Annotated in this window: 12 protein-coding genes; 11 read left to right on the forward strand and 1 reads right to left on the reverse strand. The window is 74.0% G+C overall.

Features of this window, described 5'->3' with window-relative positions; genetic code table 11:
- Nucleotides 1–5: 5 nt before the first annotated feature.
- Nucleotides 6–2,333 carry a phosphoenolpyruvate synthase gene (ppsA, locus tag WMF34_RS23625; protein WP_012237202.1) on the reverse strand — a complete coding sequence of 776 codons (2,328 nt, stop codon included), beginning with the start codon at nt 2,331–2,333 and terminating at the stop codon, nt 6–8.
- A 165-nt stretch (nt 2,334–2,498) separates the two neighbouring features.
- On the opposite strand from ppsA, the gene WMF34_RS23630 reads away from it, so the two are divergent.
- Genes WMF34_RS23630 through hypE form a run of 11 tightly spaced genes read left to right on the forward strand, consistent with a single transcriptional unit; the run spans nt 2,499 to nt 13,188 of the window.
- On the forward strand, nt 2,499–3,827 hold the full coding sequence (locus WMF34_RS23630; protein ID WP_012237203.1) for a 4Fe-4S dicluster domain-containing protein: 1,329 nt from the start codon (nt 2,499–2,501) through the stop codon (nt 3,825–3,827).
- A gap of 6 nt (nt 3,828–3,833) precedes the next feature.
- On the forward strand, nt 3,834–4,301 hold the full coding sequence (locus WMF34_RS23635) for a cyclic nucleotide-binding domain-containing protein (RefSeq protein WP_012237204.1): 468 nt from the start codon (nt 3,834–3,836) through the stop codon (nt 4,299–4,301).
- Nucleotides 4,298–5,176 carry an FAD/NAD(P)-binding protein gene (locus tag WMF34_RS23640; RefSeq protein WP_080598971.1) on the forward strand — a complete coding sequence of 293 codons (879 nt, stop codon included), beginning with the start codon at nt 4,298–4,300 and terminating at the stop codon, nt 5,174–5,176. Before WMF34_RS23635 ends, WMF34_RS23640 begins: the two co-directional genes overlap by 4 nt.
- Before the next feature lie 5 nt (nt 5,177–5,181).
- Complete coding sequence (locus WMF34_RS23645; protein ID WP_012237206.1) at nt 5,182–5,958, forward strand: oxidoreductase; 777 nt, start codon at nt 5,182–5,184, stop codon at nt 5,956–5,958.
- On the forward strand, nt 5,948–7,360 hold the full coding sequence (locus tag WMF34_RS23650; RefSeq protein WP_012237207.1) for a Ni/Fe hydrogenase subunit alpha: 1,413 nt from the start codon (nt 5,948–5,950) through the stop codon (nt 7,358–7,360). Before WMF34_RS23645 ends, WMF34_RS23650 begins: the two co-directional genes overlap by 11 nt.
- The gene (locus WMF34_RS23655; protein ID WP_437989195.1) at nt 7,357–8,079 is read left to right on the forward strand and encodes a hydrogenase maturation protease; all 723 of its coding nucleotides are present in this window, start codon (nt 7,357–7,359) and stop codon (nt 8,077–8,079) included. Before WMF34_RS23650 ends, WMF34_RS23655 begins: the two co-directional genes overlap by 4 nt.
- A 4-nt stretch (nt 8,080–8,083) precedes the next feature.
- Nucleotides 8,084–8,425 carry a hydrogenase maturation nickel metallochaperone HypA gene (locus tag WMF34_RS23660; RefSeq protein ID WP_437989196.1) on the forward strand — a complete coding sequence of 114 codons (342 nt, stop codon included), beginning with the start codon at nt 8,084–8,086 and terminating at the stop codon, nt 8,423–8,425.
- 2 nt (nt 8,426–8,427) lie between these two features.
- Nucleotides 8,428–10,767 carry a carbamoyltransferase HypF gene (hypF, locus tag WMF34_RS23665; RefSeq protein ID WP_437989197.1) on the forward strand — a complete coding sequence of 780 codons (2,340 nt, stop codon included), beginning with the start codon at nt 8,428–8,430 and terminating at the stop codon, nt 10,765–10,767.
- A 2-nt stretch (nt 10,768–10,769) separates the two neighbouring features.
- Nucleotides 10,770–11,015 carry a HypC/HybG/HupF family hydrogenase formation chaperone gene (locus tag WMF34_RS23670; RefSeq protein WP_012237211.1) on the forward strand — a complete coding sequence of 82 codons (246 nt, stop codon included), beginning with the start codon at nt 10,770–10,772 and terminating at the stop codon, nt 11,013–11,015.
- Complete coding sequence (gene hypD / locus WMF34_RS23675) at nt 11,012–12,163, forward strand: hydrogenase formation protein HypD (protein WP_437989198.1); 1,152 nt, start codon at nt 11,012–11,014, stop codon at nt 12,161–12,163. The genes WMF34_RS23670 and hypD overlap by 4 nt, the downstream gene beginning before the upstream one ends.
- Nucleotides 12,160–13,188, forward strand: coding sequence for a hydrogenase expression/formation protein HypE (hypE, locus tag WMF34_RS23680; protein WP_044965566.1), 1,029 nt, complete (start codon nt 12,160–12,162; stop codon nt 13,186–13,188). Before hypD ends, hypE begins: the two co-directional genes overlap by 4 nt.
- The last annotated feature ends 111 nt before the right edge of the window (nt 13,189–13,299 follow it).

Raw genomic sequence — 13,299 nt, forward strand, 5'->3', positions numbered from 1 at the left:
CGCCGTCACGGCCGCCGCGCCGCGTCGAGCAAGAGCCGCCGCTCGGCCGCCGCGATGACCTGGCGCGCCGCCGGCTCGGCGTCCGGGTTCACCGAGATCGAGGTGATGCCGAGCCGCACGAGGTGCTCGGCGAACTCGGGGCGGTTCGACGGCGCCTGGCCGCAGAGCGACGAAGTGATCCCTGCCGCCCTGCACGCCTGGATGATCCGCCCGACGGCGTCGAGCACCGCCGCGTCGGACTCGTCGAACAGCTCGGCGCACACCGCGGAGTCGCGGTCCACCCCGAGCATGAGCTGGGTCAGATCGTTCGAGCCGATCGAGACGCCGTCGATGCCCATGCGCGCATACTCCGGGATCCAGAACGCGACGGAAGGCACCTCGGCCATGACCCAGCGGTGCAGCCCGCGCTGGCGGCCGAGCGGGCTCCGGTCGATGAGCTCCAGGCAGGCCGCGAGCTCCCAGCGCGTGCGGACGAACGGGATCATGACATGCAGGTTCGGCGTCTCCTCGCGGACGCGGGCGAGCACCTCGAGCTCGAGCGCGAACAGCTCCGGCTCGCGGACGTACCTGTAGCAGCCGCGGTATCCGATCATGGGGTTGTCCTCGGCGGGCTCGAATTGCTCACCTCCCTTGAGCCCGCGGAACTCGTTGGTGCGGAAATCGTACGTCCGGTAGATGACCGGACGGGGCTGGAAGGCGCGGGTGATGCGGAGCAGCGCGGCCGACATCTTCTGGAGGAACTCGTCGCGGCCGCCGGACGCGATCAGGGCCTTCGGATGCACGCCGCCGAGCGCGTCGAGCAGCATGAACTCGGCCCGGAGCAGCCCCACGCCGTCCACGGGCAACGCGGCCACCTCCTCGGCGCGCTCGGCGATCGCCAGGTTCACGTAGAGCCGCGTGCCGAGCACCGCCGGCGAAGCCGCGCGCGAGCCGGCGGCGGCCGGCGCGCGCTCGGCCGGCGCCTCGGCCTTCGCGGCGGGCCCGGCTCCCGCACCCGCGGGCGCCCCGTCCGGAGCGGCCCCGGGCGCCTCCGCGGCGGCCCGGGCTCCTTCGAGGACCTTGCCGTGCGCGCCGTCGACGGTGACGGTCTCGCCGTCCCGCAGGGTCCGCGTGGCGGCGCGCGTGCCCACGACACAGGGGATGCGGAGCTCGCGGCTGACGATCGCGGCGTGGCAGGTCATCCCGCCGCTGTCCGTGACGAGGGCCGCCGCGCGCCGGATGGCGGGCACCCAGTCGGGCGACGTCATGGGCGCCACGAGGACCTCGCCGGCCTCCAGCCGGTGCCCCTCCTCCGGCGAGCGGAGCACGCGCACCGTCCCGGAGGCCGTGCCCGGAGACGCGCCGAGCCCCGAGACGAGGACCTCTCCGGGGGCGGGGTGCGGCGCGCCCAGCGTGGTGATCGGGCGGGTTTGCACCAGGTACGTCGCCCCGCCCTCGACAGCCCACTCGATATCTTGGGGAGCGTCGTAATGCCCTTCGACCTGCAGCGCGAGGCGCGCGAGCTCGAGCACCTCGTCGTCGTTGAGCACGCGCCGCGCGCCCTCGTCCTCCGACAGATCCACGCGCTGCTCTCCGCCGTCCGGCGCGCGCACCAGCTTGAACGCCTTGTGGCCGACGCGCGCCTCCAGCAGCCGCGGCCCGCGCTTCGCGACCGTGTACGTGTCCGGCTCGACCTGCCCGCCCACCACGACCTCGCCGAGCCCGAACGCCGCCTCGATGACGAGGCGTGACGTGTCCTTCGTGGCGGGATCCGCGGTGAAGATGACGCCGGAGCGCTCGGAGCTCACCATGCGCTGCACGACGACCGCCAGGGCGGGCTCCTCCGTCAAGCGCTGGGATTTCCGATAGCTGACCACGCGCTCGCCGAAGGCGGAGGCCCAGCAGTCGCGCACGCGATCCAGCAACGCTTGCTCGCCGGTCACGTCGGTGTACGTCTCGTGCATGCCGGCGAACGAGGTCGATGCCGAGTCCTCCGAGGTGGCGGACGACCGGACGGCCACGAGAGTGTCGAGCCCCAGCCTCCGGTAGGCATCGACGATCTCCGCCTGCATCTCTGCCGGGAGCGGCGCGGCCCGGACGAGGCGCTGCAGCGCGGCGCAGGTCGCGCGCAGCGCGGCCGGGTCGCTCGGATCGGCCTCGGTGAAGAGCGCGACGAGCTGCTTTCGCACGCCCGCGGCATCCATCGCCGCGAGGTACGCGTCCGCGGTGATGACGAAGCCCGGAGGCACGGGCAGGCCGGCGCGCGCGAGCTCCCCGAGGTTGCTGCCTTTTCCGCCGGCGGAGGCGACATCCGCGCGAGACAATGAATCGAACCAGAGGACGTGCGCGGTCACCGTGTCTCCTCATCGAGCTCTGGATGCCTCCGCTCGGCGCTACTGCGCCGGCGGACGCTCGATCGCCCGTGCGTGCGTCGGAGCAACAAGCGGACCCGCCGCCATGCCCGTGTTGGTCGTCTGCTGCTCGAACCCAGCGGCACGGACCGTGCCCACCGGCCCCGCATGAGCGGCGCAGAGACCGGCTTTCATCCTGGCGATCGCGCCGTCCTCGGCCGGCCGGGGATCGCCGCGCTCCTCCAGGGACTGCGCGAGGACGGGTACCGGCTCATCGGTCCCACGCTCCGCGGCGGGGCCATCGTGTACGACGAAATCCAGGGCGCGGAGGAGCTCCCCGCCGGCTGGACCGAGCAGCAGGAGGCCGGCCGCTACCGGCTCGCCAGGCGCGCGGACGAGGCGCTGTTCGGCTACGCGGTCGGGCCGCGGTCGCTCAAGCACCTCCTGTTCGTCCCCCGGCTTCGCCTGGTGCAGCTCAGGCGGCGAGGCGGATCCATCTCGCGGACCGACGAGGCCGAGGCCCCTCCGCGCCTCGCCGTCCTCGGCGCGCGGGCGTGTGATCTCGCCGCGATCGACGTGCAGGACCGCGTCTTCATCGACAGCCCGCATCCGGATCCCGACTATGTGGCGCGCCGCGGGAGCCTCTTCGTCATCGCGGTGCAGTGCGGACAGGCCGGCGGGACGTGCTTCTGCGTGTCGATGCGTACCGGGCCGCGCACCGAGCGTGGCTTCGACCTCGCGCTGACCGAGCTCCTCGACGATGGCCACCGTTTCTTCGTCGAGGTGGGCAGCGACGCCGGCGCTTCCCTGCTCGCTCGCGCCGGCGCTTCCAGAGCGGGCGAGGACGACGCCCGCGCAGCCTTCGAGGTCTCGCGGTGCACGGCGACCCAGATGGGCAGGAAGCTCGATACAGACGGCATCAAGGAGCTCTTCTATCGAAACCTCGAGCACCCCCGCTGGGATGACGTGGCCGAGCGCTGCCTCGGATGCACGAACTGCACGCTCGCGTGCCCGACGTGCTTCTGCAGCACGATCGAGGACGCGACGGACCTCCCGGTCGACGCGGGTCAGGACGTCGTCAACACGGGTCGGGACTCCGCGTCCGCGGGTCCCTCCGTCCACATGGGTCGGGACTCCGCGTCCGCGGGTCCCTCCGTCCACATGGGTCGGGACTCCGCGTCCGCGGGTCCCTCCGTCCACATGGGTCGGGACTCCGCGTCCGCGGGTCCCTCCGCCGTGGCCGAGCGCTTCCGGCGCTGGGACTCGTGCTTCTCGCTCGACCACTCGTACCTGCACGGCGGCAGCGTCCGCGCCTCGCTCCGGGCCCGCTACAGGCAATGGCTCACGCACAAGCTGGCCACGTGGATCGATCAGTTCGGCACGTCCGGCTGCGTCGGCTGCGGCCGGTGCATCACGTGGTGCCCCGTCGGGATCGACATCACCGAAGAGGCGGCCGCCATCCGGGCCGGAGACGGCGCCGTCGCCGGGAAGGGGTAGGCGCCGATGAAGGCGGAGGAGCTCCTGCCCCTTCTCGGAGCCCACCCGTTCCTGGACGGGCTCCCGGCCGCGCACCTCGCGCGCCTGGCCGAGGGCGCGTTTGCGCGGAGCTTCCCGGAGGGGGCGTTCCTCCTCCGGGAGGGAGGCGAGGCGGATGCGCTCTACCTGCTCGCGCAGGGGCGCGTGACGCTCGAGATCCACCGCCCCGGTCGCGACCCGGTGCAGGTCGAGAGCCTGGCGGGCGGGGACATCCTGGGCCTGCACTGGCTCTTCCCGCCGCGGCGATGGGTGCTCGACGCGCGCGCGGTCACGCCGGTCCGCTCGATCGGGCTCGACGCCGGGCACCTGCGGGCGTGCTCGGACGCCGATCCCGCGCTCGGGTACGCCGTGTCCCTGCGCCTCCTGCGGCAGCTCTACGCGCGGCTGGAGCGCGTGCGGCTGCAGCGGCTCGACGTCTACAGGGCCGAGCCATGACCTTCGTGCCGCGGGACGCCCCGCTGCCCTTCGCGCCGGACGCCGCGATGCCAAGCCCCTGGGCGCCGGAGCCGGCGCGCGTGCGGCGCGTCCACCGCGAGACAGCGGCGACGTTCACGGCGACGATCGACCTGCCGGGCCGCCCGGGCGGCCTCGCCTTCGCGCCCGGCCAGTTCAACATGCTCTACGCGTTCGGGGTCGGCGAGGTCGCGATCTCGATCAGCGGGGATCCCGCGCGGCCCGATCGGCTCCTGCACACGATCCGCGAGGTCGGCCCGGTCACGCGCGCGCTCGGGCGCCTCCGCTCGGGCATGGCGCTCGGGCTGCGCGGCCCGTTCGGCAATCCGTGGCCCGTCGACGAGGCGCGCGGCGCGGACGTGCTGCTCCTCGCCGGCGGGCTCGGGATGGCGCCGCTGCGGCCGGCGCTCTGCCACATCCTCCGGCACCGGGCCGCCTATGGCCGCGTCGCGCTGCTCTACGGCGCCCGCGGGCCCGAGGACCTGCTCTACCGCAGGGAGCTCGATCGCTGGAGCCGTCGCGCCGACCTGCAGGTGCTCGTGACCGTGGACCGCGCAGGCCCCGGGTGGCGCGGGCACGTCGGGGTCGTGCCGGCCCTCCTGCGCCTCGCCGACTTCGAGCCGGGCCGCGCGATCGCGTTCGTCTGCGGGCCGGAGGTGATGATGCGCTTCACGGCGCGCGAGCTCGAGCGCCGCGGCGTCCCCCGCGAGCGCGTCCACGCCTCGCTGGAGCGGAACATGAAGTGCGCGGTGGGGATCTGCGGCCGCTGCCAGCTCGGGCCGAGCTTCGTCTGCAAGGACGGCCCCGTGCTCCGCTACGACCGCGTGGGGCCGCTGCTCGCGGTCCGGGACCTGTGAGCGCCATGGCGCGCCGCGCGAAGCCGAAGCTCGCCGTGTGGAAGTTCGCCTCGTGCGACGGCTGTCAGCTCAGCGTCCTCGACCTCGAGGACGAGCTCCTGGCGCTCGCCGCCGCGATCGACATCGCCTACTTCAAGGAGGCCACGAGCCTCGAGCGCGCGGGGCCGTTCGACCTGTCGCTGGTCGAGGGGTCGATCACGACGCCCGCCGACGCCGAGCGGATCCGCGAGGTCCGGCGGCGGTCGAAGGCGCTCGTCACGATCGGCGCCTGCGCCACGGCCGGGGGCATCCAGGCGCTGCGCAACTTCGCGAATGTACGTGAGTTTCTGTCGGTCGTGTACGCCTCGCCCGCGTACATCGAGACCCTCGCCACCTCCACGGCGATAGCCGACCACGTCCCCGTCGACTTCGAGCTGCGCGGCTGCCCGGTGAACAAGCGCCAGCTCCTGGAGGTGATCAGCGCCTTTCTCCACGGGCGCCGGCCCAATGTCGCGAGCCACAGCGTCTGCGTCGAGTGCAAGAGCCGCGGCAACGTGTGCGTGATGGTGACCGGGACGCCGTGCCTCGGCCCGGTGACGCACGCGGGCTGCGGCGCGCTCTGCCCGACCTACCAGCGCGGCTGCTATGGCTGCTTCGGGCCCATGGAGGCGCCGAACATGGAGTCGCTCTCGCGCGCGTTCCGGGCGGCGGGCGTGCCGGAGCGCGACCTCGTGCGGCTCCACCGCACCTTCAACGCGAACGCCCCGGCGTTCCGCGCGGAGAGCGAGCGGCATGAGCGCTGAGAGTCGGGACAACGCTCGGAGCTCCGGGTCGCCTGACGGCGCCCTGCGCCCCGAACCCCGCACCATCGCGGTCGACTACCTGGCCCGCGTCGAGGGCGAGGGCTCGCTGACGCTCGTGATCGAGGACGGGCGAGCGAAGGAGGCGCGCCTGTCGATCTTCGAGCCCCCGCGGTTCTTCGAGGCGTTCCTCCGCGGCCGGGGCTTCGCGGAGGCGCCCGACATCACGTCCCGCATCTGCGGCATCTGCCCGGTCGCGTACATCACGAGCGCGTGCCGCGCGATGGAGGACGCGCTCGGCATCGAGCTCGGCCCGGAGCTCCGCGCGCTGAGGCGCCTCCTCTACTGCGGCGAGTGGATCGAGAGCCACGCCCTGCACGTCTTCCTGCTGCACGCGCCCGACTTCCTCGGCTACCCGGACGCCGTCGCCATGGCGCGCGACCACCGCGACTGGGTCGCGAAGGGGCTCGCCATCAAGAAGGCGGGGAACGCCGTCGTCGCGCTCCTCGGTGGCCGCGAGATCCACCCGGTCAACACCCGCGTCGGCGGCTTCTACAGCGCGCCGTCCCGCGCGGACCTCGAGGGCCTGCTCCCCGAGCTGCGCGCCGGGAGCGAGCGCACGCGCGCGTGCCTCTCCTGGATGGCGACGCTGCCGTGCCCGGAACTCGAGCGGCCCTACGAGTTCGTCGCGCTCCGCAGCGACGACGTGTACGCGATCGCCGAGGGGCGCCTCGTCTCCTCGGGCGGGCTCGATATCGAGGTGCGCGACTACGACGTCCATTTCGTCGAGGAGCACGTCTCCTGGTCGACCGCGCTGAGATCGAGGATCCGGGGTTCGGGGCGCAGGGCGCCGGCAGGCGACCCGGAGCCCCGAGCGTCCGAACACGGCAGCGGCAGTTACCTGTGCGGCCCGCTCGCGCGCTTCAACCTGAGCTTCGATCGCCTGCTCCCCGAGGTCCAGGACGCGGCGCGCGCCGCCGGCCTCGCCATCCCGTGCCGCAACCCGTTGCGGAGCCTGCTTGTGCGCCTCGTGGAGATCCTTCAGGCGTTCGAGGAGTCGATCCGGATCATCGAGGCGTACGCGCTCCCGCCGGCGCCGTTCGTCGCGCCTCGCGCGCTCCGCGCGGGCACGGGCTACGGCGGCTCCGAGGCGCCGCGCGGCTTCCTGTACCACCGCTACACGCTCGACGCCGAGGGGACGATCCTGGACGCCAAGATCGTCCCGCCCACGTCGCAGAACCAGCTCTCGATCGAGGAGGACCTCTGCGCGCTGTCGCCGTCCTTGGCGTCGCTGCCGGTCCGCGAGGCGACCGCGCGCGCCGAGCAGGCCGTGCGCAACCACGACCCCTGCATCTCCTGCGCGACGCACTTCCTCACCCTGCGCGTCGAGGAGGCGCCCCGATGACCACGCGGATCATCGGCCTCGGGCAACGCGCAGCCGGAAACGACGCTGCCGGGCTCGCCGTGCTCGAGGCGCTGCGCCGCCGGGGTCTGCCGGGCGGCGCGGAGGTCGTCGAGGCGAGGGACGCGACCGCGCTCGTCTCGCTCCTCCAGACGCCCGCGACGGTCGTGGTCGTCGACGCCGTGCTCGCGTCACCGCCCGGTGAGGTGCTCGATCTCTCGCCCTCGGACCTCGCCGACGGTGCGCCTGTCCCGGTCTCGACGCACGGCCTGGGCGTCGGGCAGGCCATCGAGCTCGCTCGCATCACGGCGCCGGATCGGCTCTCACCCGACATCCGCATCGTCGGCGTGAGCATCGGCATGATGCCTCATCAGCGGGGTTCGGGGCGCAGGGCGCCGTCAGGCGACCCGGAGCCCCGAGCGTTGGACCGGGGTTCGGGGCGCAGGGCGCCGTCAGGCGACCCGGAGCCCCGAGCGTTGGACCGGGGTTCGGGGCGCAGGGCGCCGTCAGGCGACCCGGAGCCCCGAGCGTTGGACCGGGGTTCGGGGCGCAGGGCGCCGTCAGGCGACCCGGAGCCCCGAGCGTTGGACCGGGGTTCGGGGCGCAGGGCGCCGTCAGGCGACCCGGAGCCCCGAGCGTTGGACGAGCCCGGCCTGTCGCCCGACGTGGCCGCGGCGGTCCCCCGGGCTGTCGCCCGCGTCCTGTCGTTCCTCGGAGGGTGAGCCCGTGCACGAGTCGTCCATCGCTCGACAGCTGCTCTCCGCCGCCCTGGACCGCGCCGCGGCCGAGGGGGCGACGCGGGTCGTCTCGGTGCGCGGCTGGGTGGCCGAGGCCGAGGCGCTCTCGCCGGAGAGCCTCTCGCTCCACTTCGCGGCGCACGCGCGCGGCACGCCGGCCGAGGGGGCGCGCCTCGATCTGCGGCTCCACCGCGTCGAGGCGCGCTGCCTCTCCTGCGGCGGCACGTACGCGCCCGACCATCACGTGGTGCTTTGCCCGCGCTGCGGCGGCGACCAGGCGACGCTCCTCGGGCGCCTGGGGCTCGGCCTGGATGCCATGGAGGTGGAGTAGCCGTGCCGCGCCTCGGGCTCCGTGTGTACGGCATCGTCCAGGGGGTGGGCTTCCGGCCGTTCGTGTACCGGCGAGCGTCCGCGCTCGGCCTGGGCGGCTGGGTGCGGAACCGCCCCGGCGAGGTCGAGATCGAGGTGCAGGGGCCGGAGCGCAGCCTGCACGCCTTCGTCGCGGGCCTGACCCGCGAGCCCAGCGCGCCCGCGCGCGTCGAGCGCATCGAGATCGAGCGGCGGGCCGAACAGGACGGCGGCCCGTTCCAGATCCTCGGCAGCGAGGCCGGGAGCGGTGCGCGCCCGTCGGTGCCTGCGGATCTCGCCGTCTGCGAGGAGTGCGCCCGCGAGGTGGACAGCGAGACCGGCCGCCGCCGCCGCTACCCCTTCACGAGCTGCGCGCGGTGCGGTCCCCGCTACACGATCCTCTCGGGCCTCCCGTACGACCGGGCCAGGACCACGATGGATCGCTTCCCGATGTGCCCCGCGTGCGCCGCGGAGTACGCGGACCCCTCGGACCGGCGCTTCCACGCGGAGCCCATCGCCTGCCCCGCGTGCGGCCCGCGCGTCCAGCTCGTCGCCGCAGCCGGAGACCCGATGGATCCCGGCATTCGGAGCTCCGGGTCGCCAGACGGCGCGCTCCGCGAGGCCGCGGCCGCGGTGCTGGCGGGGAAGGTGGTCGCCGTGAAGGGGCTCGGTGGGTTCCATCTGCTGGTCGACGCGACGTCGCCGGACGCGGTCGCGCTCCTGCGCCGGCGGAAGCGCCGTGACGCCAAGCCGTTCGCGGTGATGTTCGGCTCGCTCGACGCCGTGCGCGGCGCCTGCCGCGTGTCTGCCGCCGAAGCGGACGCGCTGCGCGGTCCCGAGGCGCCGATCGTGCTGCTGCGGCGGCTCTCGCCCGCCGCCGCGCGGGTCGCCATCGCCGACGCGGTCGCGCCGGGCACGCCGCGCCTGGGCGCGCTGCTCCCCTACACCCCGCTCCACCGGCTGGTGCTGGAGCTCGTCGGTCGCCCCGTGGTCTGCACGAGCGGCAACCTCTCGGACGAGCCCATCTGCACCGACGCGTCGGACGCGCTGGAGCGCCTGAGCGGCATCGCCGACCTGTTCCTCGTGCACGACCGGCCGATCGTGCGCCCCCTCGACGACTCCGTGGCCCGCGTCGGGCATGCTGGCGTCGAGCTCCTCCGCCGCGCGCGCGGCTTCACCCCGCTGCCTCTGCCGCTGCGGGTCGACGCCCCGCCGATCCTCGCCCTCGGCGGCCACCTGAAGAGCACGACGGCGCTCTTCTTCGACGGCCAGGTGGTCGTCAGCCAGCACCTCGGCGACGCGCACACCGCGGAGGGCGCCGCGCTCATCGAGCGCACGGCCCTCGACCTCACGCGCCTGTTCCGGGTGCGGCCGGAGCGCATCGCCTGCGATCTCCACCCCGACTACGCGGGAAGCCGCATCGCCGAGCAGCTCGCGGCGGCCTTCCGCGCGCCGCTCGTCCGGGTGCAGCACCACCACGCGCACGTCGCCGCCTGCGTGGCCGAGCACGGCCTCGACGGACCTGTCCTCGGCCTCGCGTGGGACGGAGCCGGCTACGGGCTCGACGGCGCCCTCTGGGGCGGCGAGGCGCTGGTCGTGGACGGGGCGTCGTTCCGCCGCGCGGCGCACCTGCGCTCCTTCCCGCTGCCGGGCGGCGAGCACGCCATGAGGGAGCCGCGCCGCTCCGCGCTCGGGCTGCTCTGGGAGCTCCTCGGCGAGGGCGCCCGCGACCACGCCCGCGCCTGGTTCCGCGACGCCGAGCTCGGCCCGCTGCTCTCCATGCTCGCGCGCGGGACGGGCTCGCCGCGCACGACGAGCGTGGGGCGCCTGTTCGACGGGGTGGCGGCGCTCGCGGGCCTGCGCGGGGCGGCGAGCTTCGAGGGGCAGGCCGCCATGGAGCTGGAGTGCCTGGCCGAGGCGGCCGGCGAGCAGGCGGGCTATCCGCTGCCGCTGCGCGCAAGCGCGGCGGGGATGCCGGCGGTGATCGACTTCGGACCGCTGCTCGATGCGGTGCTTGGCGATCGGCGTGACGGTGTGCCGCCGGGCGTCATCGCGGCCCGCTTTCACGCGGCGCTCGCGGACGTCGCCGAGGCGCTCGCCGCCGCGAGCGGCCTCGGGCGCGTCGTGCTCGCGGGCGGGTGCTTCCAGAACGCGCTCCTCGCCGCGTCGATCCGCGAGCGCCTCGCGGCGCGGGGTGTCGAGGTCTTCACGCCGAGGCTCTACCCGCCGGGCGACGGCGGCCTGTCGCTCGGCCAGGTCCTCGTGGCCGCGCGGCGCGGCACAGACGCGGAATCGGACGTGGAATCGGACGTGGTGGAGATGTGACGATGTGCCTCGGCGTCCCCGGCAAGATCCTCGGCGTCATGGGGGGCGACCTCCGGCTCGGCCGCGTCGCCTTCGGCGGGATCGTCAAGGAGATCTGCCTCGCTTACGTGCCCGAGGCGGAGGCCGGCGATTACGTGATCGTGCACGCGGGCTTCGCGATCAGCCGCATCGACGAGGCGTCGGCGCGACGGACGCTCTCCTACCTCGACGAGCTCGGCGCGGCGCGCGAGGGGGAGGAGCCGCGATGAGGTTCATCGACGAGTACCGCGACGCGCGGCGCGTCGGGCCGTACGTGGAGGCGATCCGGCGGGTGGTCTCTCGTCCCTGGTCGATCATGGAGGTCTGCGGCGGTCAGACGCACGCCATCGTCCGCTTCGGCCTGGACGAGCTCCTGCCGCCGGAGATCTCGCTCCTGCACGGCCCTGGCTGCCCGGTGTGCGTCACGCCGGTCGAGCTCATCGATCGCGCGCTCGAGATCGCCTCGCGCCGCGAGGTCACGTTCTGCTCGTTCGGCGACATGCTGCGCGTCCCCGGCTCCAGCGACGACCTGTTCGCGGTCAAGTCGAGGGGCGGTGACGTGCGCGTCGTCTACTCGCCGCTCGACGCGCTCGCGCTCGCCGAGCGCCTGCCGGATCGCGAGGTCGTCTTCTTCGCGGTCGGCTTCGAGACCACGGCGCCCGCGAACGCCATGGCGGTGTTCGAGGCGCGGCGCCGCGGCATCCGGAACTTCTCCCTCCTCGTGTCGCACGTGCTCGTCCCGCCCGCGATGGAGGTGATCCTCCGGGCGCCGGATCGGCGCGTCGACGGGTTCCTCGCCGCGGGCCACGTGTGCACGGTGATGGGCATCGACGCCTACCGTCCGCTCGCCGCCGAGCACCGCGTCCCCATCGTGGTCACGGGCTTCGAGCCGTTGGACATCCTCCAGGGCATTTTCATGTGCGTCCGGCAGCTCGAGGAGGGCCGCGCCGACGTGGAGAACCAGTATGCCCGCTCGGTGCGCGAGGCCGGCAACGAGGCCGCGCAGCGCATGCTCCGGGAGGTCTTCGAGATCGTGCCCCGGACCTGGCGAGGCATCGGGCCGATCGCCCGGAGCGGGCTCGGGCTCCGGGCGCCGTACGCGGACCACGATGCAGAGCGGCGGTGGGCGCCGGCGGGCGACCTGGAGCCCCGGGCATCGGAGCGCAGGGCGCCGTCAGGCGACCCGGAGCCCCGAGCGTCGACCGACTGCAAGAGCGGCCTCGTGCTCCAGGGGGTGATCAAGCCGCCGGACTGCCCCGCGTTCGGTGTGCGCTGCACGCCGGAGACCCCGCTGGGCGCCACGATGGTCTCCTCGGAAGGCGCGTGCGCGGCCTACTACCGTTACCGGAGGGCGGACCCACCGCGCGGTTCGGGATGAGCTGCCCCGCGCCGCTGCGCCAGAGGACGGTCCAGCTCGCTCACGGCGGCGGCGGGCGGCTCATGCGTGAGCTCATCGAGCACGTCTTCCTGCCCGCGTTCGACAGCGCTGCGCTCTCGGCCCGTCATGACGGCGCCGTGGTTCGGCTCGGCGGCGCGTCCCTCGCGTTCACCACGGACACCTATGTCGTGCATCCGCGCTTCTTCCCCGGAGGAGACATCGGCAAGCTGTCCGTCTACGGCACGGTGAACGACCTGGCCATGACGGGCGCCCGGCCCGCTTACCTGAGCGCCGGCTTCATCGTGGAGGAGGGGCTGCCCATCGGCGAGCTCCAGCAGATCGCGCTGTCGATGCGCGCCGCTGCGGACGCGTGCGGGGTCGAGTTCGTGACGGGTGACACCAAGGTGGTCGACCGGGGCAAGGGAGATGGGCTGTTCATCAACACCGCCGGCATCGGCCTGGTGCCCGAGGGCGTGGCCATCGCGCCGCGCCGGGTCCGGCCGGGTGATGCCGTGCTCGTGTCCGGCGACGTGGGGCGGCACGGGATCGCGGTGCTGTCCGTGCGTGAGGCGCTGGCGTTCGAGGAGCCCGTGGAGAGCGACTGCGCGCCTGTCGCCGAGCTCGCGGCGGCGCTGATCTCGTCGGGGATCGACGTCCACTGCCTGCGGGATCCGACCCGCGGCGGGCTCGCGGCCGTATTGAACGAGATCGCGCTCGACGCGGGCGTCCACGTCGAGGTGGAGGAAGCGCAGATCCCCATGGAACCTGCGGTCCTCGGGGCGTGCGAGCTCCTCGGGCTCGACCCGCTGTACGTTGCGTGCGAGGGTCGGCTCGTCGCGTTCCTGCCGGAAGCCCAGACGGAGCGCGCCCTGGCGAGCCTGCGCGACCACCCCCTTGGCCGGGGGGCCGCGCGCATCGGTCGGATCGCCGGCGAGGGGAAAGGGAGCGTCGTCCTGAGGACCCGGCTCGGGACCCGGCGCACGCTCGACCTGCTCTCCGGCGAGCAGCTCCCGCGCATCTGCTGAGGCCGCCTCCAGCAATCGATGGATGCACCCGTCTCCGGGGCCGGCCACGAGATGGACCAATGCGGGTCTGTACGCGCCGCGCTCGTGGGCTGCCGGTCTGAACCGTTACCA

The organism is Sorangium sp. So ce145, assembly GCF_051525985.1.
In the GTDB taxonomy this organism is placed as follows: Bacteria; Myxococcota_A; Polyangia; order Polyangiales; family Polyangiaceae; genus Sorangium; species Sorangium cellulosum_B.